We start from the raw sequence: 22,249 nt of genomic DNA on the forward strand, positions 1-22,249 counted from the left end.
CGTGAGCACCGGAAGCTCAAGAAGTGGCGGTTTGCAGGCCGGCCGAATTGCAACATACCCTATAGTGATGCGTCGGTCAGCGACACTTCCAGTCCCGACAGGTGAATGCCGCACTCGGTCTTGGCATGGCCTGCCCAGCGGCCGCTGCGCGCGTCCTCGCCCGGCTGCACCGGCTGCGTGCAGGGAAAGCAGCCGATCGACAGATAGCCATAGGCGACCAGTGGATTTTCGCGCAGCGCATGCGCGCGCATGTAGCCGGCCTGGTCCGACGTCGTCCAGCGCGCCAGTGGATTGATGCGGATGCGCGGGCCGACCGCCTCGAACACCGGAAGTGCGGCCCGCGTCGAGGCCTGGAAGCGCTTGCGGCCTGTGAACCAGGCGCGGAAGGGTGCGATGCCACGTGCCAGCGGCTCGACCTTGCGCACGTCGCAGCAGGCATCGGTGTTGTTCTGGTGTAGATTGCCGGTCGGGTCGATCCGTTCGAGCGCCGCTTCGTCGGGCTTGATCACCCGGATGTTGGTCAGCCCGAAATCGGCGACCAGCGCGTCGCGATAGCCGAGCGTCTCCTCGAAATGCTTGCCGGTATCGAGGAAGACGACCGGCAGCGTGCGGTCGATCTTGGCGATCATGTGCAGCAGCACCGCCGAATCCGCGCCGAACGAAGACACGGCGGCGATCTCGTCGTGAAACAGCTCATTGGCCGATCGTTCGATGATCTCGATCGGGCTGAGATGACCGTAGAGCGCGTCAAACCCCGCCGCCTTGGCGGCGGCGCCGTCCTCGACGTCGACGATATGGTCAAGCGGCCTTGGCTTCGCCAGCATAGAGCGCCTCCTTGAACGGCGCGGGACCGACACGGCGGTAGGCGTCGATGAATATTTCATGTGGGTTGAGCCGAAGGCCGAGATAGGTATCGACGATCGTCTCGATGGCGTCGGTGATTTCTTCCGACGAGAAGCCGCGGCCGATGATCTCGCCGACGGAGGTGTTTTCGTCGGCCGAACCGCCGAGCGTCACCTGGTAGAGTTCGGAGCCCTTCTTCTCGACACCCAGGATGCCGATATGACCGACATGGTGGTGACCGCAGGCATTGATGCAGCCGGAGATCTTCAGCTTCAGCTCGCCGATCTCGCGCTGCCGCTCCAGCGAAGCGAAGCGTTGCGAGATTTCCTGTGCGATCGGGATCGAGCGCGCGGTCGCCAGCGCGCAATAGTCAAGACCCGGGCACGAGATGATGTCCGAGATCAGGTTGGAATTGGCCGTCGCCAGCCCGATGTCGACCAGCGCGTCATAGACTGTCTTGAGGTCGGCGCGCGCCACATGCGGCAGGATCAGGTTCTGCTCGTGGCTGACGCGAAGCTCGTCGAAAGCGTATTTTTCGGCGATGTCGGCGACCGCTTCCATCTGGCTGTCGGTCGCATCGCCCGGCACCTCGCCGATACCCTTGAGTGAGATCGTCACCGCCGCGTAGTCGGGGTGGCGGTGCGTCACCACGTTCTGGTCGAGCCAGTCAGAGAAGCCCTTGGAATCCAGCCGCGCCACCTTGACCGCCGTGTCGCCGTCCGACCGCCCGGTCAGCGCCGGCGGGGCGAAATAGGCCTCGATGGCGCGAATGTCGGCCTCCGGCAGCTTCAGCTCCGCGTCCTTCAACTCCTGCCACTCGGCCTCGACCTGCCGGGTGATTTCCTCGGCGCCGGTCTCGTGGACCAGGATCTTGATGCGCGCCTTGTACTTGTTGTCGCGGCGGCCATAGAGATTGTAAACGCGCAGGATCGCCGTGCAGTAGGACAGAAGGTCGGCTTCCGGCAGGAAGTCGCGGATCTTCCTCGCCACCATCGGCGTGCGGCCCTGGCCGCCACCGACATAGACGGCGAAGCCGAGCTCGCCGGCGGCGTTCTTCTTCAGATGCAGGCCGATGTCATGCGTCTGGATGGCGGCTCGGTCGCGCTCGGCTCCCGTCACCGCGATCTTGAACTTGCGCGGCAGGAACGAGAATTCCGGATGCACCGACGACCATTGCCGCAGGATTTCCGCATAGGGGCGCGGATCGGCGACCTCGTCGGCGGCCGCCCCGGCAAAATGGTCGGCGGTCACATTGCGGATGCAATTGCCGCTGGTCTGGATGGCGTGCATCTCCACGCTGGCAAGGTCCGCCAGGATCGCCGGAATGTCCGACAACGCCGGCCAGTTGAACTGGATATTCTGGCGCGTGGTGAAGTGGCCGTAGCCCTTGTCGTATTTGCGGGCGATGTGGCCCAGCATGCGCAGCTGCTTGCCGTTCAGCGTGCCATAGGGCACGGCGATGCGTAGCATGTAGGCGTGCAGCTGCAGATAGACGCCGTTCATCAGCCTGAGCGGCCGGAACTGGTCCTCGGTGATCTCGCCGGACAGCCGGCGCTTGACCTGGTCGCTGAACTCGGCGACGCGGGCCTGGACAAAATCGTGATCGAACTCATCGTAACGGTACATACTTCGTCTTTCAGGGCGCGTCCGCCCGTGGCTGGTTAGGCTGCCCGCGCAGCCTGCTTGCCGAGATCGTTGCGGATGGTGGGACCGGCGGCGCGGATCTTCTCGCGCAGCCGCACCGGCTCGACAATGCCGTCGACGACTTCCGCGTCGATCAGATTGACGTCGACCACTTCATTGTCGGCGTGGGCCTTGGCGCCGATCGCCTCCAGCCGATCCTCTGCCGCTTTGTCATGGGCAAGGTCTGCATTGTCCACCGTCTCGGCCCAGCCGCCATCGGCGTACCAGACGGCAATGCCGTCGCCGAGGCGATTGGCGGTCAGTATCTTCATGGCTGAACTCCCTCGGCCGCCGCTACGGGCGCACTCTCATGCCTGTGTGCCGCTAGCGGCTCGGACCGCTCGAAATTGGCGCCGGCGACAGCGTCGCCGATGATGGTCATGACCGGGCCCGACAGATCGGCGCGCGCCTCCAGCGACGGCAGGTCGGCAAGCGTGCCGTGGAAGCGTCGGCGATTGGTCAGGCTGGCATTCTCGACCACCGCGACCGCCGTGTCCGGCGACAGGCCGGCCTCGATCAGCCGGCCGGCAACTTCGGCGGCGACCGAGCGGCCCATGTAGACGGCGACGGTAGCGCCGGAAATGGCGAGCTTGGCCCAGTCCGGCAACGAATTGCCCTTGAGGTCGTGGCCGGTGGTGAACACCATTGACGACGACACACCGCGCAGCGTCAGCGGCAGTTCGAAATCGGCGGCAGCGGCAAAGGCCGCGGTGACGCCAGGAACCACCTCATAGGCGATGCCGGCGTCGCGAAGCGCTGCCATCTCCTCGCCGGCGCGGCCGAACACCAGCGGATCGCCCGATTTCAGCCGCACGACGCGCTTGCCCTCACGGCCAAGCTCCACCAGCAACGCATTGATTTCGGCTTGGCTCTTGGTATGGCAGCCCTTGCGCTTTCCGACCGGCAGGCGCTCGGCATCGCGGCGGCCCATGGCGACGACCGCCTCCGGCACCAGCGCGTCATGGACGATGACGTCGGCCTCCATCAGCAGGCGATGCGCCCGCAGGGTGAGGAGGTCCTCGGCGCCGGGACCGGCTCCCACCAGGGCGATGTGGCCGCAAACGGGCGCGTCGGACAACAGCAGATCGGTGGCGGCTTCGTGCGCCTGCGAAAAATCGCCGGCCTCGACGGCGCGGGCCGGCGCTCCGCCGAAGAAGTCACTCCAGAAACGGCGGCGCATATTGCCCCGGGGTAATCTCTCGGCGGCATTGCGGAACGACATTGCAAGCGCCGCCAGCGCGCCAAGCGACGGCGACAGCATGCGGTCGATGCGGCCGCGCAGCATCTGCGCCAGCACCGGACCCGCACCTTCGGTGCCGATGGCAATGGCGACCGGTGCGCGGTTGACCAGCGCCGGAGTGAAGAAATCGCAGAGATCCGGCCGGTCGACGGCATTGACGGGAATGCCCAGCCGACGTGCGTCGGCGGCTACGCGACGATCGAGCGCTTCGTCGCCGCTGGCGGCAAATACCATCACGGCGCCTTCGAGCTGCGAGGCATCATACGCGGCGGCCACATGCTTCGCGCCGGCTTCGGCGATGAAGGTCAACAACTCCGGCTCGGCATCTCTGGCGATGATGTGCAGAACGGCACTCGACTGGGCAATCAGCCGCGCCTTGGCCAGAGCTTCCTCGCCGCCGCCGACAATGGCCACGGCTTCGCCCTCGACCCGCATGAAGACGGGAAAGGCGTTGAGCTTGGTGGTGGCTTGCGGCATGATAATAGCGATCCAGGACAGTTTCGCAGTTTTACGCCGAGGCGTAAAAAAGCAGAAGCAAAGCACTCGCGCATCCGGTGATGGCAGGCAATCGCTTTTTCGCAACCGCGAAGGGCAGGAGAAAAATATTCCACGCCCATGCCCATGGGCACGCCGGGTCGCCGAAATCGGCCCTGATTTCAGGGCTTCTAGCTGCCGGCGACCTGTCCCGCAAAACAGTTTTTTTCTAATTTCTATCAATTTAGTAGATTAACGCCGTCCGGTGGCGATTTCATGTTCAGCGCCCGGCCTGCACGGCTGTTCGGTCCGCCGCGTGGGTTGGAACGTTGACGGGCTGAAACGCGTTCCCGGTATAGCCACCACTCAACAAGGAGCGTCCTCATGAACACGATCAAACTGAAGCATGGCATTTGGGTTCTGGTGGCAGACGGTGAAAAGGCGCTCCTGCTCAAGAACGTCGGCGACACCAAGTTTCCCAACCTTGAAGTCGTGCATCTGATGGAACAGGAAAACCCGCCCACACGCGAACAGGGAAGCGACAGCCCCGGCCGGTACAATGACGGCCCATCCGTGCACCGCAGCGCGGTCGAGGAGACCGACTGGCACCGTATCGGCAAGGAACGCTTCGCCGAGGAGATTGCCGCCCGGCTCTACAAGCTTGCCCATGACGGCGAGTTCGACAGCATCGTGCTTGTCGCCCCACCAGTGGTGCTCGGCGCCATGCGCAAGAAGCTGCATAAGGAGGTTGGTGACAAGGTGACGGCCGAAATCCCGAAGACCATGACCAACCACGGCATCCCCGAGATCGAGGCCCTGTTGCAGGCAGCCTGATCGCCGGCAACAAGGCGAATGCCATCGCGAGCTCAAACAGATCGGCGGCATCCCGGCCGCCGGTCCGGCATTTTGTCGCCGCGCCGTCGCTTTTCGCACCTTGCGGGTTGCATCACCGTTGCCCCTTCCACCATATTGCGAAACAGGCGACGGCTCTCGGGCGCCGCATATCCGACATCGCTAGCTTGAAAGGCGCTCCATAGACAATGCCGCATGACACGCCCCTTATCGCCACCATCGTCGCCGGTCTGGGGCTGGCTTTTGTCTTCGGCGCTCTCGCCAATCGCTTCCGTATTCCCCCATTGGTCGGCTATCTCGTAGCCGGCGTTCTGGTCGGCCCGAACACGCCCGGTTTCGTCGCCGATGCAGGGCTTGCCAACGAATTGGCCGAAATCGGCGTCATTCTCCTGATGTTCGGTGTCGGCCTGCATTTCTCGCTCAAGGACCTTCTGTCGGTCCGCGCTATCGCCGTGCCTGGCGCCATCGTTCAGATTGGCTTTGCCACCGCGCTCGGCGCCGGGCTGTCCTGGATGCTCGGCTGGTCGATGGGCGCGGGCGTGGTGTTCGGCCTGGCGCTATCGGTCGCCTCGACCGTTGTGCTGCTGCGCGCGCTTCAGGAACGCCGCCTGATCGAGACCGAGCGCGGCCGCATCGCCGTCGGCTGGCTGATCGTCGAGGACCTGGCCATGGTGCTGGCGCTGGTGTTGCTGCCGGCGCTTGCCGGTGTACTCGGCGGCCAGGAACACGCCAATGCCCATTCGGGCGACCTGCTGTCGCTGCCGGCCAGCTACGGCATATGGGGTGTCGTGGGCATCACGCTGGCCAAGGTCGCCGCCTTCGTGGTGGTCATGCTGGTGGTCGGCCGACGGGTCATTCCCTGGATCCTGCACTACGTTGCCCATACCGGGTCGCGCGAACTGTTCCGTCTCTCGGTGCTCGCCATTGCGCTCGGCGTCGCCTTCGGCGCGGCAAAACTGTTCGGCGTCTCGCTGGCGCTGGGCGCGTTCTTCGCCGGCATGATCATGAGCGAATCCGAGCTCAGCCACCGCGCGGCCGAAGAATCGCTGCCGCTGCGCGATGCCTTCTCGGTGCTGTTCTTCGTCTCCGTCGGCATGCTGTTCGATCCGTTCAGCCTGATCAGCAACGGCCTGCCGATCCTGGCGACGCTGGCCATCATTGTCATCGGCAAGTCGCTGGCGGCGTTCGTGATCGTCGTAGCCTTCGGCTATCCCCTGGCCACGGCCTTGATGATTTCGGCCAGCCTTGCCCAGATCGGCGAGTTCTCCTTCATCCTGGCCGAACTCGGCGTCGGGCTGAAACTTCTGCCCGAGCAAGGCCGCGATCTGATCCTGGCCGGCGCCATCCTGTCGATCGTGCTCAACCCGTTGATGTTTCTGGTTATCGACTGGATGAAGCCGTGGCTGGAGGCCCGCGCCATCAGGACGGCGCCACCAGCGGACACCAAGCCGGTCGGCCCGGCGACGGAACCGGGCCAGGTGGCCTCGGTCGCCGCAACGTCGAGCAAGGAAGACGGCCCGCCGCCGACGACGACGCTTGCCGGTCATGCCATCCTGATCGGCTATGGCCAGGTCGGTGGCCTCGTCGGTGCCGCGCTGAAGGAAGCGGCACAGCCTTTCCTCGTCATCGAGGATGCCGATAAGACGCTGGCGAGGCTGAAAGCAGACGGCATCGAAACCATCGCCGGTAATGCCGCCAATGCCGAAGTGTTCGCCGCGGCCAATCCTAAAGGCGCAAAGCGGCTGATCCTTGCCATCCCCAACGCCTTCGAGGCCGGCCAGATCGTGCTGCGGGCACGCGCCGCCAATCCCAACATCAATGTCATCGCCCGCGCCCATTCCGACGCCGAGGTCGAGCATCTGAAGGGACTCGGCGCCGATACCGTGATCATGGGTGAACGCGAGATCGCGCGCGGCATTGTCGAAGAGGTGCTTGGCCAAGAGCCGCGGGTTTCTGAACCGTCCGCTGCCTGAGTCGACGCTACCCAAAGGCGGGTTCAATCATGCCACGAATGCCGAGCCGCCATTTTGCGCGACACCGCCGAGATATTTTGCCGGGGGCTTGCCAAGCGCCTTCTTGAACATGGTGATGAAGGCGGTAACCGAGCTATAGCCGAGGTCGCCCGAGACTTGCTGCACGCTGGCACCGGACGCCAGCTCCCGAATGGCGACGATCAGGTGCAATTGCTGGCGCCAGCGCCCGAAGCTCAAGCCAGTCTCCTTGACGACGAGACGCGCCAGACTGCTTTCGCTGAGCGCGACGCGGTTGGCCCATTGTGCCAACGTACTGCGATCGGCTGGGTCTTGCGCCAGCGCCTCGGCGATCCGCCTCAAGCGCGGCTCGGATGAAATCGGCAGATGCAGCTGCTGGACAGGCATGCGCGGCAGTTCTGCAAGCAGGGTCCTGATCAGGAGCTCATCCCTTGCCTGGTCGTCCTGCACGCTGTCGGACAGCTCGACGATCAGTTCGCGCAGCAGCGGCGAGATCGAAAGGGTGCAGCACCGGTCCGGCAATTCGGCGGCTCCCGGCTCGATATAGACGAAGAAGATCCGCGCGTTGGCCGTCGCGATGTTGCTGTGCTCCATGCCGCCCGGGATCCATACGCCGCAATGCGGCGGCACCATCCACAGGCCGCTCGGAACGCGGCATGTGATGCCGCCTCCGAGCGCAAAGACGAGCTGGCCTTTGCGGTGCCAATGGGCGGGTACCTCCGCTCTGGTCTCGGTGACGACACGCACGGCGATGGCTGGCGCCAGCACGTCATCGACATCGAAATTGACCCATGGGTAGCGAAGAGGCTGTCTCATGATTGACCGCTTTTAGCGATTAAATGCCATGATAGCTAAATTATTCAAGCAGGGAAGCCGATAAGTTCCGGCCTCCAGCAAGAAGGTACGTACCCATGCTCGCCTTAGTCATATCTTCCGACAGCGCCACGGGATTGAGGTTAGCCGAGGTCGAAGAACCTCGGCCCCTCGCGGACGAGGCGCTCGTCTCGGTCCACGCAACTTCGTTGAACCGGGGTGAACTGCGCTTGCTTACCATCCGTCCGAACGGCTGGACACCCGGCCAGGACATCGTCGGAATTGTCGAACGCGCGGCCGCCGATGGCTCCGGGCCGATCACGGGCACCAGGGTCGCGGCTTTGGTCGACCAGGCCGGCTGGGCTGAACGGGTCGCCGTTTCAACAGACCGTCTCGCCATCCTGCCGGATGAGGTCAGCTTCGTCTCGGCAGCCACGCTTCCGGTCGCCGGCACGACGGCGCTCAGGACTTTGCGCCACGGCGGTGACCTGGCCGGCCTAAAGGTCCTGATCACCGGTGCAAGCGGTGCCGTCGGTCGCTTCCAGATCCAGATCGCCCGCGAGCAGGGTGCGACGGTGACCGCCATCGCCGCCGCCCGGCACCACGAGGATTTGCGTGAACTCGGAGCCGAGCAGATCGTGGAGTCGATCGAGCAGGCCGAGGCGCCGTTTTCGCTGATCACCGAGTCGGTCGGCGGCGAAAGCCTCGCACACGCGATCGAACGCGTCGCCCCTGGCGGCACAATCGTCATGTTCGGCTCGAGCAGCGGTGAACTCACGCCCGTGGGGTTCCGTCAGTTCGTTCCGGGTCACGAAGGGGCGAGGCTTCAGACGTTCGCCTACTACACGTCCGGTTCAGCCATCGGCGCTGATATTGCCGCGCTGCTCGCCCTGGTCGCCGCTGGTCGGCTGGACACCCGCATTGCCTTGACCGTGCCATGGACGAACATCGGCCAAGCCCTGGACGCACTGCGACAGCGCAGCTTCAGCGGCAAGGCTGTCGTCACCATAGGCGGGTGAGCCGGCCCTAGCCTGAAGTCGACCAGTTCATACGTGCTGGCCGCCATTGATGTGGATTTCCGAGCCGGTGACGTACGACGCCTGCCCGGAGCACAGGAAAAAGATGATGTCGGCGACCTCCGCCGTGGTGCCCAGGCGCCGAAGCGGAATGGTCTCGACGATCTTTTCCGTGCCCGGCGACAGGATCGCGGTGTCGATCTCGCCCGGCGCGATGGCGTTGACGCGGATGCCGTGCGGGCCGAAATCATGCGCCATCTCGCGCGTCAGCGAGCCGAGCGCGGCCTTCGACGTCGCATAGGCGGTGCCGGCGAAGGGATGCACGCGGGTGCCGGCGATCGAGGTCACATTGACGATCGAGCCTCTAGCAGCCGCCAATTCCTTGAACAGGCCGCGCGCCAGCATGATAGGCGCGAAGAAATTGACCTGGAACACGTCGCGCCAGACATGCATCGGCGTGTCGATCGAGTCCATCCGGCTGTTGCCATCGCTGAGCTTGGGCGAAATGCCGGCATTGTTGACCAGCGCGTGCAACTGCCCGCCATGCGCTTCGAGCCGATGACGGATTTCCGAAACCGCAATACCGACATCTTCCTGATCGGCGAGATCGACCTTGATGTGGTCCTCTGGACCGGCCGGCCACGGGCAGTCCTCGGCAAAGGCCTGGCGCGAGCAGGTGATGACGCGCCAGCCTTCGCGCGAAAAGCGCTTCACCGTGGCATGGCCAATGCCCCGGCTGGCGCCGGTCAGCACAATGGTTTTTCTGGTGTCTGTCTCGGTCATGTCGCGGTCTCCGGGCTGGACATGTAGCCGAACGCCGCCGGGGTGGCGAGAGGCCGAAATGTCACCATAGGCCCGATATGAGGAACCTGAAACACCGGCTTGCCGTTGGTTTCGACAGTCACACGATCGGGGGGTCACACCAATCCATCAGGAGAACGCCATGGCACAGCCAGCTCCCATCGACATTGCAACCGCCTTCACCAGGGCATGGACGAGCCACGACCTCGAAAAAGCGGCGTCCTACGTTGCCGACGATGTCGTTTTCGACGGGCCGATGCAGCAATCGACCGGCAAGGATCCTTATTTGAAGGGGCTTACGAAGCTCTCCGAGGATGTGACCGGTGTGCGCATGATCGCCGCCTTCGGCGACGACCACCAGGCGCTGTTGATGTACGACCTGATGACGAAGTCGTCGGGGGCGCTGTCCTGCGCCAAGCATCTCATCGTCAGTGATGGAAAGATCCACAGCGACAAGCTGACCTTTGACAGCAAGAAACTGGGCAGTGCCAGGCCGCGAGCCAACTAGCCGCCGCCAAGAATATCCAGGATCGAGGTCTGCCGCTTCTTGAGCCGGCCGCCGACGCTGCCTGGCGGCACCGGGTGCCCGACCGAAGCCGTGGTGCCGCCATCCGCCGGCATGTTGAAGCCATCGGCATCGACGGTCTGGGCAGGCCGCGCCGCACGGACGGGCGCCGGCGCCGGCGGTGCCGCCGCCTGCGCGGCCGGCGCCTGCTGGCCAACCGAAGCCGACGGAATCGGTGCCGGCTGGTTGTTGTCGGCCGAGGGAATGTCGTCGGGCACGATGGTGTCCGCCGGCGTCGACTTCCAGGTGCCGGGCAGTGGCCGCACCGGCACGCCCTCATGCGCGGCGACCATGAATTCGTGCCAGGCCTGTGCCGGCAGCGCGCCGCCGGTGACCTTCTTCATAGCCGTGCCGTCATCATTGCCGAACCACACGCCGGTGGTCAGATTGGCGGTGTAGCCGACGAACCAGGCGTCGCGCGAATTCTGGCTGGTGCCGGTCTTGCCGGCCGACGGCCAGGCGAAGGCCGCCTTCTTGGCGGTGCCGACCTCGACCGTCCCGGTCATCATCGAATTCATCATGCCGACGATCTCGGGCTTGATCACGCGCGGTGCGTTGCCGCCAGCGCTGTCATAGAGCACCTTGCCGTCGGCTGTCGTGACGCGGCGGATGAAATGGATGTCGGGCTTGTAGCCGCCATTGGCGAAGGGCACATAGGCCGAGGTCAGTTCCAGCGGGGTCACTTCCGAGGTGCCGAGCGCGATCGAGGTGTTGGCCAGCAGGTCGGACTGGATGCCCATGCGGTGCGCGGCTTCCACCACCGCGTTCGGCCCGACTTCCATGGTCAACTGCGCGGCAACCGAGTTGAGCGACTTGGCCAGCGCCGTCGCCAAGGTGACCTTGCCGAAGTACTTGCCGCCGTAATTGTCGGGTGTCCAGTTGCCGATCTTGATCGGTGCGTCGTTGCGGATGCTGTCGGGCGTGCGGCCGGCCTCGAGCGCAGCCATGTAGACGAACGGCTTGAACGCCGAGCCCGGCTGCCGGCGCGCCTCGGAGGCGCGGTCGAACTGGCTGGTCGAATAGTCATAGCCGCCGACCATGGCGCGCACCGCGCCGGAATCGTCGATCGACACCAGCGCGCCCTGGGTGACGTTGAGCTTCTTGCCGCTGTCGTCGATCAGCCGGCGGATCGACTGTTCGGCGAGTTTCTGCAGGTTCAGGTCTACGGTAGAATCGATGACGATATCGCCGCGCACATCGCCGATCAGGTCGGGCAGTTCTTCCATGATGGTGTCGGCGACGTAATTTTCCGAGCCGGTCCAGTAGGATGGCGAGCGTGTTGCCGGTGCGCTCAGCGCCGTCTTCAGCTCTTTCTCGCTGATCTTGCCCTCCTCGCGCATGGCGGCGAGCACCAGCTGCGAGCGCTCCTCGGCGGCCTTGGGATCACGCGCCGGCGATAGCCGCGACGGCGCCTTCAGCAGGCCAGCCAGGAGTGCCGCTTCCGACAAGGTGACATCGCGCGCGCTCTTGCCGAAATAACGGCGCGAGGCCGCTTCGACACCATAGGCGCCGGAGCCGAAATAGACCCGGTTGAGGTACATTTCGAGGATCTGGTCCTTGGTGTGCTTGTGCTCCAGCCACAGCGCCAGCAGCACCTCCTGCACCTTGCGTTCCAGCGTGCGGTCGGGCTTCAGGAAAAGGTTCTTGGCCAATTGCTGCGTCAGCGTCGAACCACCTTGCGAGAAGTGCCCGCCGATGAGGTTGGTCACCATGGCGCGCGACAGGCCGATCGGATCGACACCGAAATGCGAATAGAAGCGGCGGTCCTCGATGGCGATCACCGCCTCGGGAATATAAGGCGACATTTCGTGCAGGCCGACCGCTTCGCCGCCGCTCATGCCGCGATTGGCCAGCAGCTGCCCGTCGGCCGAGACGATCTTGATATTGGGCGCACGGTCGGGGATCGACCAGGTCGTGGCTGCGGGCATCTTGGCGCCGTAGTAGATAACGACGCCCGCCACCGCGATGCCGCCCCATATGGCGAGCACGAAACACCAGTAGACCAGCCGGCCGAGCACGCCGAACAGGCCGCGACCACTCCCGCCGCGCCTCCCCCGCGACGATTTCCCCTTCGATGATTTGCGTTTGGCGGAGGCTTTGCGATTGCTCGGCACGACGCGGTCCTCCTCGCTCACCGAAAGACCCGTCTGGGATTTCGCCCGTGGCGGTCCCTCGAAGCTGGGCTCGATGCGACTGTCTCTGCGGTTCGCCATGCGCTGCGCTTGATGTCCCCGGTGCCAATGGCGCTCGGGTTGAAGAGTAGATGCGGCGATTTAAGGGCGGGTTAAGCAGAGGTTCGGGCAACCGTCTGAATTCCGTTAGGAATTTGTTAATCTGTTGTCCATTGCCAGCGTCGCGCAGCGCGACGGATGTGACAGGCTCCGCGTACCCGAAGCACCGTCGGCGTCCGAACGCTCGTGGCGAGCCCTCATTTGTGGCTCTGGCGTTTTTCTATCTCGTAGCTCAGCCACCGGCAGAACATACCGATGACCGACGCGGCGGCGCCGACAAGCAGGCAGACGACCAGCAGCGGGCTTTCTGAAGCGCTCGACCAACTGACTATGGCCAGCAGGACGACACTGGCGGTGGAAATCAGATAACCCACCCCCTTGAGCAAGTGCAGAGAAGCCGTTGTCATGCCTGAAACATCCTCCGCCTGTCTTATGGAACATTCATTTCGCCTTGGAGTTCCATTCAGAGCAAACCCGGACCCCACGAGCCGATGAAGCGCGCAGGGTGATCAATAAGGGTATGAAGGCCTTTGCCGCCAGGATGCGGATGCAGGCTGGCGGCCCAACCCGGGTCTTTTCATAATCCGCTCGAATTTCACATCCGGTTAGTCGGGATCACCAGCCTGCCGTAGCAAGGCGACGAGACGCTCGCGCTTGATTCTTCGAGCAGGCGCACGGAGCGGAAGGCTCCGAATCGGCCCCGATTTCAATGGCGTCAGGCTATGCGAAAGCGCCCGGCCAGCGGCGCGCTCATTGGTCGTCGTCGTCGCCGGCGGCGGGCCGCCAGCTGGTCGGCTCGACCTTCTTTTGCGTGTGGCTGTCGATGTAGACCCACCAGCCGTCGTCGCGGTATTGCGCGATGGATTCATTGAGGACGCCGTCGCTGTCCTTCCAGGTGACGGTGACCTTGGAGCCGTCGGTCGGCGCGGTCGATATCGGCTTTCTGTCCGCCATCTCATCCCCTTCTTCCAGCGGGTTGATCGCCACGAGGGCCATCAGCTGTGAGCGAAGATATCCTCTTCGTCCCAGCCCATCAGGTCAAGCTTGGCCCGCGTCGGCAGAAAGCGGAAACAGGCGTCCGCCTCCTTCGTGCGCCCCTCGCGCGCCAGCCGCCCGGCCAGCACATCGCGCAACCGATGCAGATAGAGCACGTCCGAGGCCGCGTATTCGAGCTGCTCGGGCGACAACGTTTCGGCCGCCCAATCCGACGATTGCTGCGCCTTGGACAGGCCGACGCCGAGAAGCTCGAAACAGATGTCCTTCAGCCCGTGCCGGTCGGTGTAGGTGCGCGTCAGCCGCGACGCGATCTTGGTGCAGAACACCGGCTCGGCCATCACGCCAAACGCATGGTAGAGCACAGCGAGGTCGAAGCGACCGTAGTGGAATAGCTTGGTCACGCTGTCGTTTCCCAGCAGCTTGACCAGGTTCGGTGCTTCCTTCTGCCCCGGCGCCATCTGGATGACATCGGCACTGCCGTCGCCAGGCGAAATCTGCACCACGCAGAGCCGGTCACGGTGGGGGTTGAGGCCGAGCGTTTCCGTATCGATGGCCACGGCCGCGACATCGTAGCGGGAGAGGTCAGGCAGATCGTTTTTATGAAAGCGGATATCGCTCATCGTCTTCTCCGGGTCGCGGCCTTCGGCGTCGCGCATCCATCGAAGAAGCGCACACGCGCTCCAACATATTGCGCTGTCGACCCGTCCTCGCCGTGATCGGCGGAAAAATCAACAGAAAGTTGATTTTCCGCCGTCCAGGGTTGTCCACCTTACCGTGTCAGCGCGTCCAGAATGCGCGCCCAGGAGCGCTGGCCCTTGTGGAAGGAGCTGAGCTCGTATTTCTCGTTGGGCGAGTGGATGCGGTCGTCGTCGAGGCCGAAGCCGACCAGCAGCGATTCCATGCCGAGATAGGTCTGGAAGTCGCCCACCACCGGAATGGAGCCGCCGCTGCCGGTCGTCACCGCGGGCTTTGGCCATTCGTCGGAAAGCGCGGTCTTGGCCTTGGCCAGGAACGGCGAGTCGTAGGAGAGCTGGATTGCCGGTGAACCGCCATGAGCGTGGAATTCGACCGAGCAATCGGCCGGGATGCGCTCCTGGACGAATTTCTGGAAAGCCGCGCGGATTTTCCTCGGATCCTGCTTGTGGACGAGGCGGAAAGACACCTTTGCCGAGGCTTCCGCGGCGATCACCGTCTTGAAACCCTTGCCGGTATAGCCGCCGATGATGCCGTTGAACTCGGCGGTGGGCCGCGCCCAGGTCAGTTCCAGTACCGATCGGCCTTTTTCGCCCGACGGGATCGACAGGCCGACAGGTCCGAGGAAGGTCTCGGCCGTCTCGCCCAGCGTCTCCCATGATTTCAGCACCTGCGAGGGCGTTTCCTCGACACCGTCATAGAAGCCCGGAATGGTGATATGGCCGTCCTTGTCGTGGATGTCGGCCAGCACCCTGGCCAGGATGCGGATCGGGTTCGCGGCAGCGCCGCCATAGAGGCCCGAATGCAGGTCGCGGTCGGCGGCCTTAACCGTGATCTCCTCGCCGACCAGACCGCGCAGCCCGACGCAGATCGACGGCGTGTCGCGGTCCCACATGCTGGTATCGCAGACCAGCGCGAAGTCGGCCTTGAGCTCCTCGGCATTGGCCTCGAGGAACGGCTTCAGCGAGGGCGACCCCGATTCCTCCTCGCCTTCGAACAGGATGGTGACGCGGCACGGCAGACCACCATGCACCTGTTTCCAGGCACGGCATGCCTCGACGAAAGTCATCAGCTGACCCTTATCGTCGGCCGAGCCGCGCCCGGTGATGATTTTGTGACCAGGTGCAACCTCCTTGATCGCCGGGGCGAAGGGATCGTTTTCCCACAGCTCGATCGGGTCGACCGGCTGCACGTCATAATGGCCGTAGAACAGCACATGCGGCGCGCCCGCCGGCCCGTCGTGATGCGCAACCACCATTGGGTGCCCGGGCGTATCGCGCACGCTGGCGTCGAAGCCGATCAGCTTGAGTTCCGCCACCAGCCATTCCGCCGCCTTGCGGCAGTCGGCGGCATAGGCTGGATCAGTGGAGATCGACTTGATCCCGAGCAGGCCGAAGAGCCGTTCTAGGCTCTGGTCGAGGTTCTGGTCTAGACGGTCGAGGACAGGGGAAACTGCGGACATTTGCATAGCCTTTCGATTCAGTGCCGGAACCGTAAAGGCAGAGCGGCGAAACGAAAAGCCCGGGACGATTGGACCACGGCCCGGGACGGTCGCCGCGGGCAAAAAAAATGCCGCCGTGGTGGAGGGGGAACCACGGCGGCCTTTTACTCGAAACGATGCGGCAGCCCGGAGAGGGGGGATAGGCTGCCGCAATTGTCCGGTATAGGCGGGGGACGGGCCTTGCTCCGGACTTCGGCGAAAACTGCCGATGGACTGTATTTGGGTCCCTGAACGTGGCGATTCAAGGGCATCAACGTTACACTTTTGTAACGTGCCCGTGAGCGGGCTTGTATAACCCCGATCTGGCGGGTCCCGATCTGTCAGGGTGTTGACGGAACCTATATCTGGCGATGTCTTTGGCATGGACCAAGCCATCGCGCCGCGCTATCCCTGCCGGCATGAAAAAAGGCGATCATCTCTTCCTCATTGACGGCTCTGGCTACATCTTCCGGGCCTATCACGCACTGCCGCCGCTGACCCGCAAGTCCGACGGCCTGCCGGTCGGTGCCGTTTCCGGCTTCTGCAACATGCTGTGGAAGCTGATGCAGGACGCCCGCAACACCGATGTGGGCATTGTGCCAACGCATTTTGCCGTCATTTTCGACTATTCCTCGAAAACCTTCCGCAACGACCTCTATCCCGAATACAAGGCGAACCGTTCGGCGCCGCCCGAGGATCTGATCCCGCAATTCGGCCTGATCCGCCAGGCAACCAGGGCGTTCAACCTGCCTTGCGTCGAGATGGAAGGCTTCGAGGCCGACGATCTCATAGCCACTTACTGCCGGCTGGCCTGCGAGGCCGGTGGCGACACCACCATCATCTCCTCCGACAAGGATCTGATGCAGCTGGTTGGCGACACGGTCGGCATGTACGACCCGATGAAGGATCGCCAGATCGGCATCCCCGAAGTCGTCGAGAAATGGGGCGTGCCGCCGGAAAAGATGATCGACCTGCAGGCGCTGACCGGCGACTCCGTCGACAATGTGCCTGGAGTGCCCGGCATCGGGCCAAAGACCGCGGCGCAACTGCTCGAGCAGTTCGGCGATCTCGACGGATTGCTCGCCCGCGCCGGCGAGATCAAGCAGGAGAAAAGGCGGGAATCGATCATCGCCAACGCCGACAAGGCGCGCATCTCGCGCCAGTTGGTGACGCTGAAGAACGACGTGCCGGTGGCCGAGGGGCTGGACGATTTCGTGCTGCATGCGCCCGACGGGCCGAAGCTGATCGGCTTCCTCAAGACCATGGAATTCATCTCGCTGACCCGCCGCGTCGCGGAAGCGACCGGCACCGAGGCCGGCGACGTCCAGGCCGTCGCTGTGACCGTCGAACGCGCCGATAACGCACATGGCCCCGACGTCGGTGCCGGAACACCGCCCGCTGCCCGAAACGGGGTGGGCTCCGAACCTGCCCAGGCTGCTGAAGCCGAGACGACGGAGAGGCCGAAACAGGGTGACACCCCTTCCCTCCTGGCCGCATTGCGGCTGGAGGGCGCGGCGACACGCAAGATCGATACCTCGGCCTATCAGTGCATCCGCGATATCGCGACGCTGAAAGCCTGGGTCGCCGAGGCGCGGGAGGCCGGTATCGCTGCCTTCGACGTCAGGGCGACGTCGACCGATCCGATGCAGGCCGAACTGATCGGCATGGCAATGGCCACGGCGCCCGGCCGCGCCGGCTACATTCCCTTCGCCCACAAGAGCGGCAATGGTGACTTGCTCGGCGGCGGCGCGCTCGAAAACCAGATACCGCTTCGCGAGGCACTGGCGGTGCTGAAACCGCTGCTTGAGGACAGGTCGGTGCTGAAGATCGCGCAGAACCTGAAGTATGACCTGGTCATCATGAGCCGCTATGGCATCGATGTCGCGCCCTTCGACGACACCATGCTGATCTCCTACGTGCTCGACGCCGGCACTCCGCACGGCCACGGCATGGATGCCCTTGCCGACAAATGGCTTGGCCATAGGCCCCTTCAGCTCAAGGACGTGACCGGTTCCGGCAAAAGCTCTGTCGGTTTCGATCAGGTCGACATCGACAGGGCGACGGCTCACGCCGGCGAGGACGCCGACGTGACGTTGCGGCTGTGGCTGGTGCTGAAGCCTCGCCTTGCCGCCAAGGGCATGGTCTCGGTCTATGAACGCCTGGAGCGGCCGCTGGTGCCGGTGCTGGCGCGCATGGAACAGCGCGGCATTTCGGTCGACCGGCAGATCCTGTCGCGGCTTTCGGGCGAGCTGGCGCAAGGTGCAGCCCGGCTCGAAGAGGAAATCTACCTGCTCATCGGCGAGCGCATCAACATCGGCTCGCCCAAGCAGCTCGGTGATATCCTGTTTGGCCGCATGGGCCTGCCCGGCGGCTCCAAGACCAAGACCGGCCAGTGGTCGACCTCGGCGCAGCTGCTCGAAGACCTTGCCGCCGAAGGTCACGAACTGCCGCGCAAGATCGTCGACTGGCGCCAGCTGACCAAGCTGAAATCGACCTACACCGACGCGCTGCCCGGCTTCGTCAATCCCGAAACCAAACGCGTCCACACCTCCTACGCGCTGGCCGCGACGACGACCGGCCGTCTGTCGTCTTCCGACCCGAACCTGCAGAACATTCCGGTGCGCACGGCTGAAGGGCGCAAGATCAGGACCGCCTTCATCACCGACAAGAGCCACCGGCTGGTGTCAGCCGACTACAGCCAGATCGAACTGCGCGTGCTCGCCCATGTCGCCGAAATCCCGCAACTGCGGCAGGCCTTTGCGGATGGCGCTGACATCCACGCCATCACCGCGTCTGAAATGTTCAATGTGCCCGTGGAGGGCATGCCGTCGGAAGTGCGCCGCCGTGCCAAGGCGATCAATTTCGGCATCATCTATGGCATCTCGGCTTTCGGCCTCGCCAACCAGCTGTCGATCCCGCGCGAGGAGGCGAGCGCCTACATCAAGAAGTACTTCGAGCGCTTTCCCGGCATCCGCGACTATATCGAGGAGACCAAGGCCTATGCCCGCGAGCACGGCTTTGTCGAAACAATCTTCGGCCGCCGCATCCACTATCCCGACATCAGGTCGTCGAACCCGTCGCTACGGGCGTTCAACGAGCGCGCCTCGATCAACGCCCGCCTGCAAGGCACCGCCGCCGACATCATCCGCCGCGCCATGATCCGCATGGAGGAAGCCTTGGACAAGGCCAAGCTGTCCGCCCGCATGCTCCTGCAGGTGCATGACGAACTGATCTTCGAAACGGTCGAGGCGGAAGTCGAGGCGACGATCCCGGTCGTGCGCCATGTCATGGAAAACGCGGCGATGCCGGCGGTATCGATGTCGGTGCCGCTGCATGTCGACGCGCGGGCCGCCAACAATTGGGACGAGGCGCACTGACGCGCTAATGCATGTCGCCCGGAAGTGTCCTCGGTTCCGGGATAAGGACATGCATAAAATCAGAAGCTTACAGCAGGTCGGGCGAATCCTATTCGCCGCGACATGCTTTAGAGCAATTTCAGGAAAAGTGTGTAGCGGTTTTCCCGGGAAAGCGCTTAGAGCTTTCCCTTGGAAATTGCGTGAAAACAAAGAGTTAGAGCGTTCGGCGATTCGATCAGTCGCTGAACCGCTCTGGCGAATGCCCTCAGGCCGCTTGCGCCAAACACTTCGCGCACGTCCCGCGAAATTCGATCACCGCCTTCTTGGCGGCGAAGCCGGTCGAGTTGACCCATTCGTTCAGCCGGTGGTCGACGTCGTGGTCGGACATTTCGGTCACCTGCCCGCAGCTGTCGCAAATGGCGAAAGCGGTCATCGAGTGGCTGTGGTCATGCGGCTCGGCGCAGGCGACGAAGGAGTTGATGCTTTCCAGCCGGTGCACGAAGCCCGACTTCACCAGCGTGTCGAGCGCGCGATAGACCTGTAGCGGCGCGCGAAAACCGCGCTCGCGCAGCTGGTCGAGCAAGGTGTAGGCGCTGAGCGGCCCGCTGGCGGTCTCGAGTTTCTCGAGCACGCACAACTGGTTTTTCGTCAGCACATCCCTTGCCGCCATGGTTCTGTTCCAACCTGCCCTGCGCCATCCATAGGCTGTTTGCTCGTGCAAACGGCCTGATCCCATTCAGATAGCGACGAACGGCCTTCTTTGCTACTCTTCTGTTGCTGTCCCGAGCCGATCGATGACGTGCCGGCACATTGGTGATGACAGGCTTTATGACGGAGCGACATTCAAAATACTGACAAAATCCTCGACGAGGATGGTCTCGCTTGGGAAATTCGATCGGGGGCTTGGGGAGCAATATGATCAAATTGACACGCCGGACGCTGCTTGTCGGCGCGTCCGCGTTGATGGCCGCCGGCACGGTTTCGTTCCGGGCACTTGCCGCGTCGCGCACCTACCATGCGCTGCTCGTGGCCTGCACCGAATATCCGGCCTTGCCGCAGAGAAACTGGCTGATCGGGCCGAAGAACGATGCCGGCCTGGTGCACGAATACCTGCTGAAGAACGTGCCCGATCCGGTGCGTTTCGCGCCGGAAAACGTCACGCTGCTGGCCAAGGACGTTCCCGGCGCCCAAGGCTTGCCGACCCATGCGGCGATCAAGACGGCACTGGCCGACCTCGCCGCCAAGGTTCAGCGTGACGACTTCGTCTACCTGCATCTGTCCGGCCACGGCGCCCAGCAGCCCGAGAGGGTCAAGGGCGACGAGACCGACGGTCTCGACGAGATTTTCCTGCCCGTCGATATCGAGAGGTGGATCAACAGGGATGCCGGCGTGCCGAACGCGCTTGTCGACAACGAGATCGGCGACGCGCTCGATGCCATCCGCGACAAGGGCGCCTTCGTCTGGGCGGTGTTCGACTGCTGCCATTCCGGCACCGCGACCCGCGCCGTCGATGTCGACGACGAGCTGGATCGCAAGGTCGAGTTCGCCGACCTGGTCGGTGGCGACGAGGCCGCCAGGGCGGCGGCTATCAAGACCTATGAGGACACCGTCGCGAGCACCTCGCGCGGCCTTGACGAGAATGGCCAGCGCAAACCTGCCTTCAACCTGACGCCGACTGGCGGCGAACCGATCACCAGGGGCAAACTGGTCGCCTTCTATGCCGCGCAGACGGTGGAGACGACACCGGAGATGCCGCTGCCCAAGGGCACGGTCGATGCGCCGCGCTTCGGCCTGTTCACCTTCACCATCCTGTCGAAGCTCGCCGAAAACCCCAACGTCACCTATCGGCAGCTCGGCCAGGCCGTACTTCAGCAATATTCGGCCGACAGCCGCACCCGGCCGACGCCGCTGTTCGAAGGCGAACTCGACGCGCGCGTGTTCGGCACCGACAGGACGGATGCGGTCATGCAGTGGCCCGTTATCGTCAAGAACGGCGAGGCGTCGATCGGCGCCGGCCTGCTGCATCGTCTCACCCCCGGCAGCAAGCTCGCCATCCTGCCGTCGGCGCTGTCGTCGCTGTCCGACGCGGTCGGCTATCTCGAAGTGGAATCGGCGAAGAACCTGGAGAGCCGCGTCAAGCCGGTCGAGTTCGACAAGAAGCCCGCGCTCGAGATGGCCGATATTCCCGCCAATGCCTATGCCCGCGTGGCGGAGATCGCCGTCGACTACAAGCTTGCCGTCGCACGGCCGGCCGCGACCAAGGGATTGGAGACCGAAACAGCACTCGTCAATTCGGTTCTCGACGGCCTGTCCGCGGCCAGGGAGACCGGCTTCACCATCGAACTGGTCGATCCAGGCAAGAGCGCCGAGCTGCGCTTCGCGGTGATGCGCGAGAATGCCATTGCCAGCGCTGACAAGAACGCAACCGACAAGCCGGCCCTATGGTTCCTGCCGGCCTCGGGCGACGTGACCCTGAGGGATGGCGGCAGGCCACCGCTGATCATCATCCACCCCGACGACCGACAGAAGCTCGTCGATGCGACGGCCAGGAATTTGCGTACCATCTTCCGCGCCACCGGGCTTTCCAGGCTGGCGGCGGCCTCCGACTACAAGCCCGAGGACGAGGACGTACAATTCCAGGTCAAGCGCCGTGACAAGGACGGGCTGGAGCCGCTGCGGGCCTCGGTGGTGCCGCGCGTTTCGCCTGGCGACGAGGTGCATGTGCTGGCCAAGAACAGCTCGGACCAGCTGGTCGACATCAATGTGCTCTATGTCGGCAGCGACTATTCGATCACCCACATCGTTGCCGAGCGGCTGGCGCCGCGGGCCATGCTCAAGGAAGGCTTGCTTGCCTTCACCGACACCAGCTTCGGAATGGAGCGGATGATCGCGGTGCTGACCGAGGCGCCGCCGGGAAGCGAAAAGGAGGATCTGAGCTTCCTGGCGCAGGACGGTGTCGCGTCGATGACACGCGGAATAGGCCCCGCCAGCTTCTCCGACATGCTCGCCGATATCGGCATGGCGCCGTCGACCCGATCGGTGATGCGGCTTGCCGACAAAAGCGGCCCGAAGGGAGCGGTGATGATTTTCCCGATGGAGACGGTGCCGCGCGCCTGAGAATCCAGGCGCGGGTGTTCATTGCCGGGCCTTGCACTGCCGGCACGATGGGTGAAAAACTTTGGCCGCCGCGTCGGGAGACGACACGGCCGGACGGA

At 64.0% G+C, this 22,249-nt stretch carries 18 protein-coding genes; 6 read left to right on the plus strand and 12 right to left on the minus strand.

The window, feature by feature from the left end; genetic code table 11:
- Nucleotides 1–59: 59 nt before the first annotated feature.
- From O7B34_RS25595 to cysG, 4 genes are read right to left on the minus strand one after another with little or no spacing between them, the layout of a single operon-like run.
- Nucleotides 60–824, minus strand: a complete 765-nt coding sequence (locus O7B34_RS25595; RefSeq protein WP_027143056.1) for a phosphoadenylyl-sulfate reductase — start codon at nt 822–824, stop codon at nt 60–62.
- Nucleotides 799–2,469 (minus strand): nitrite/sulfite reductase, encoded by a 1,671-nt coding sequence (locus tag O7B34_RS25600; RefSeq protein WP_337148634.1) that lies wholly within the window; start codon nt 2,467–2,469, stop codon nt 799–801. The genes O7B34_RS25595 and O7B34_RS25600 overlap by 26 nt, the downstream gene beginning before the upstream one ends.
- Nucleotides 2,470–2,504: 35 nt before the next feature.
- Nucleotides 2,505–2,798, minus strand: a complete 294-nt coding sequence (locus tag O7B34_RS25605) for a DUF2849 domain-containing protein (protein ID WP_337148635.1) — start codon at nt 2,796–2,798, stop codon at nt 2,505–2,507.
- The gene (gene cysG / locus O7B34_RS25610; protein ID WP_337148637.1) at nt 2,795–4,243 is read right to left on the minus strand and encodes a siroheme synthase CysG; all 1,449 of its coding nucleotides are present in this window, start codon (nt 4,241–4,243) and stop codon (nt 2,795–2,797) included. The genes O7B34_RS25605 and cysG overlap by 4 nt, the downstream gene beginning before the upstream one ends.
- 381 nt (nt 4,244–4,624) lie before the next feature.
- Between cysG and O7B34_RS25615 the strand changes: the two genes are divergently transcribed.
- On the plus strand, nt 4,625–5,074 hold the full coding sequence (locus O7B34_RS25615) for a baeRF12 domain-containing protein (RefSeq protein WP_027143060.1): 450 nt from the start codon (nt 4,625–4,627) through the stop codon (nt 5,072–5,074).
- 206 nt (nt 5,075–5,280) lie between these two features.
- Entirely contained in the window at nt 5,281–7,065 is a 1,785-nt protein-coding gene (locus O7B34_RS25620) for a cation:proton antiporter domain-containing protein (RefSeq protein WP_337148639.1), read from the plus strand.
- A gap of 27 nt (nt 7,066–7,092) precedes the next feature.
- Here the strand turns inward: O7B34_RS25620 and O7B34_RS25625 are convergent, their stop codons facing one another.
- Nucleotides 7,093–7,899, minus strand: coding sequence for an AraC family transcriptional regulator (locus O7B34_RS25625; protein WP_337148640.1), 807 nt, complete (start codon nt 7,897–7,899; stop codon nt 7,093–7,095).
- A gap of 95 nt (nt 7,900–7,994) precedes the next feature.
- Between O7B34_RS25625 and O7B34_RS25630 the strand changes: the two genes are divergently transcribed.
- Nucleotides 7,995–8,915, plus strand: a complete 921-nt coding sequence (locus O7B34_RS25630) for a zinc-binding dehydrogenase (RefSeq protein WP_337148642.1) — start codon at nt 7,995–7,997, stop codon at nt 8,913–8,915.
- A 27-nt stretch (nt 8,916–8,942) separates the two neighbouring features.
- On the opposite strand, the gene O7B34_RS25635 is transcribed toward O7B34_RS25630, so the two are convergent.
- Nucleotides 8,943–9,695 (minus strand): SDR family NAD(P)-dependent oxidoreductase, encoded by a 753-nt coding sequence (locus tag O7B34_RS25635; RefSeq protein WP_337148644.1) that lies wholly within the window; start codon nt 9,693–9,695, stop codon nt 8,943–8,945.
- Nucleotides 9,696–9,855: 160 nt separating this feature from the next.
- Between O7B34_RS25635 and O7B34_RS25640 the strand changes: the two genes are divergently transcribed.
- Nucleotides 9,856–10,221, plus strand: a complete 366-nt coding sequence (locus O7B34_RS25640) for a nuclear transport factor 2 family protein (RefSeq protein WP_337148646.1) — start codon at nt 9,856–9,858, stop codon at nt 10,219–10,221.
- Here O7B34_RS25640 and O7B34_RS25645 read toward each other — a convergent pair.
- The 5 genes from O7B34_RS25645 to O7B34_RS25665 form a co-directional block, all read right to left on the minus strand.
- On the minus strand, nt 10,218–12,491 hold the full coding sequence (locus O7B34_RS25645) for a transglycosylase domain-containing protein (RefSeq protein ID WP_337148649.1): 2,274 nt from the start codon (nt 12,489–12,491) through the stop codon (nt 10,218–10,220). The genes O7B34_RS25640 and O7B34_RS25645 overlap by 4 nt on opposite strands.
- Nucleotides 12,492–12,706: 215 nt before the next feature.
- On the minus strand, nt 12,707–12,916 hold the full coding sequence (locus O7B34_RS25650) for a hypothetical protein (protein ID WP_337148650.1): 210 nt from the start codon (nt 12,914–12,916) through the stop codon (nt 12,707–12,709).
- 343 nt (nt 12,917–13,259) lie between these two features.
- Nucleotides 13,260–13,463, minus strand: coding sequence for a hypothetical protein (locus O7B34_RS25655; protein ID WP_140770679.1), 204 nt, complete (start codon nt 13,461–13,463; stop codon nt 13,260–13,262).
- A gap of 41 nt (nt 13,464–13,504) precedes the next feature.
- Nucleotides 13,505–14,125, minus strand: coding sequence for a ribonuclease D (locus O7B34_RS25660; RefSeq protein ID WP_337148652.1), 621 nt, complete (start codon nt 14,123–14,125; stop codon nt 13,505–13,507).
- A 149-nt stretch (nt 14,126–14,274) separates the two neighbouring features.
- Nucleotides 14,275–15,729, minus strand: coding sequence for a M20/M25/M40 family metallo-hydrolase (locus O7B34_RS25665; protein WP_442921002.1), 1,455 nt, complete (start codon nt 15,727–15,729; stop codon nt 14,275–14,277).
- A gap of 368 nt (nt 15,730–16,097) precedes the next feature.
- On the opposite strand from O7B34_RS25665, the gene polA reads away from it, so the two are divergent.
- The gene (gene polA / locus O7B34_RS25670; RefSeq protein ID WP_337148739.1) at nt 16,098–19,055 is read left to right on the plus strand and encodes a DNA polymerase I; all 2,958 of its coding nucleotides are present in this window, start codon (nt 16,098–16,100) and stop codon (nt 19,053–19,055) included.
- Nucleotides 19,056–19,299: 244 nt separating this feature from the next.
- Here the strand turns inward: polA and O7B34_RS25675 are convergent, their stop codons facing one another.
- Entirely contained in the window at nt 19,300–19,704 is a 405-nt protein-coding gene (locus tag O7B34_RS25675; RefSeq protein ID WP_027143071.1) for a Fur family transcriptional regulator, read from the minus strand.
- Between the two features lie 245 nt (nt 19,705–19,949).
- On the opposite strand from O7B34_RS25675, the gene O7B34_RS25680 reads away from it, so the two are divergent.
- Nucleotides 19,950–22,151, plus strand: coding sequence for a caspase family protein (locus O7B34_RS25680; RefSeq protein WP_337148656.1), 2,202 nt, complete (start codon nt 19,950–19,952; stop codon nt 22,149–22,151).
- Nucleotides 22,152–22,249 lie beyond the last annotated feature (98 nt).

It is taken from the genome of Mesorhizobium sp. Cs1299R1N3 (assembly GCF_037179625.1).
GTDB lineage: Bacteria > Pseudomonadota > Alphaproteobacteria > Rhizobiales > Rhizobiaceae > Mesorhizobium > Mesorhizobium salmacidum.

Excerpts from the sequence above, each read along its gene's own strand:
- O7B34_RS25595 (WP_027143056.1), bottom strand. The coding sequence starts at position 824 with ATGCTGGCGAAGCCAAGGCCGCTTGACCATATCGTCGACGTCGAGGAC.
- O7B34_RS25600 (WP_337148634.1), bottom strand. The coding sequence starts at position 2,469 with ATGTACCGTTACGATGAGTTCGATCACGATTTTGTCCAGGCCCGCGTC.
- O7B34_RS25605 (WP_337148635.1), bottom strand. The coding sequence starts at position 2,798 with ATGAAGATACTGACCGCCAATCGCCTCGGCGACGGCATTGCCGTCTGG.
- cysG (WP_337148637.1), bottom strand. The coding sequence starts at position 4,243 with ATGCCGCAAGCCACCACCAAGCTCAACGCCTTTCCCGTCTTCATGCGG.
- O7B34_RS25615 (WP_027143060.1), top strand. The coding sequence starts at position 4,625 with ATGAACACGATCAAACTGAAGCATGGCATTTGGGTTCTGGTGGCAGAC.
- O7B34_RS25620 (WP_337148639.1), top strand. The coding sequence starts at position 5,281 with ATGCCGCATGACACGCCCCTTATCGCCACCATCGTCGCCGGTCTGGGG.
- O7B34_RS25625 (WP_337148640.1), bottom strand. The coding sequence starts at position 7,899 with ATGAGACAGCCTCTTCGCTACCCATGGGTCAATTTCGATGTCGATGAC.
- O7B34_RS25630 (WP_337148642.1), top strand. The coding sequence starts at position 7,995 with ATGCTCGCCTTAGTCATATCTTCCGACAGCGCCACGGGATTGAGGTTA.
- O7B34_RS25635 (WP_337148644.1), bottom strand. The coding sequence starts at position 9,695 with ATGACCGAGACAGACACCAGAAAAACCATTGTGCTGACCGGCGCCAGC.
- O7B34_RS25640 (WP_337148646.1), top strand. The coding sequence starts at position 9,856 with ATGGCACAGCCAGCTCCCATCGACATTGCAACCGCCTTCACCAGGGCA.
- O7B34_RS25645 (WP_337148649.1), bottom strand. The coding sequence starts at position 12,491 with ATGGCGAACCGCAGAGACAGTCGCATCGAGCCCAGCTTCGAGGGACCG.
- O7B34_RS25650 (WP_337148650.1), bottom strand. The coding sequence starts at position 12,916 with ATGACAACGGCTTCTCTGCACTTGCTCAAGGGGGTGGGTTATCTGATT.
- O7B34_RS25655 (WP_140770679.1), bottom strand. The coding sequence starts at position 13,463 with ATGGCGGACAGAAAGCCGATATCGACCGCGCCGACCGACGGCTCCAAG.
- O7B34_RS25660 (WP_337148652.1), bottom strand. The coding sequence starts at position 14,125 with ATGAGCGATATCCGCTTTCATAAAAACGATCTGCCTGACCTCTCCCGC.
- polA (WP_337148739.1), top strand. The coding sequence starts at position 16,098 with ATGAAAAAAGGCGATCATCTCTTCCTCATTGACGGCTCTGGCTACATC.
- O7B34_RS25675 (WP_027143071.1), bottom strand. The coding sequence starts at position 19,704 with ATGGCGGCAAGGGATGTGCTGACGAAAAACCAGTTGTGCGTGCTCGAG.
- O7B34_RS25680 (WP_337148656.1), top strand. The coding sequence starts at position 19,950 with ATGATCAAATTGACACGCCGGACGCTGCTTGTCGGCGCGTCCGCGTTG.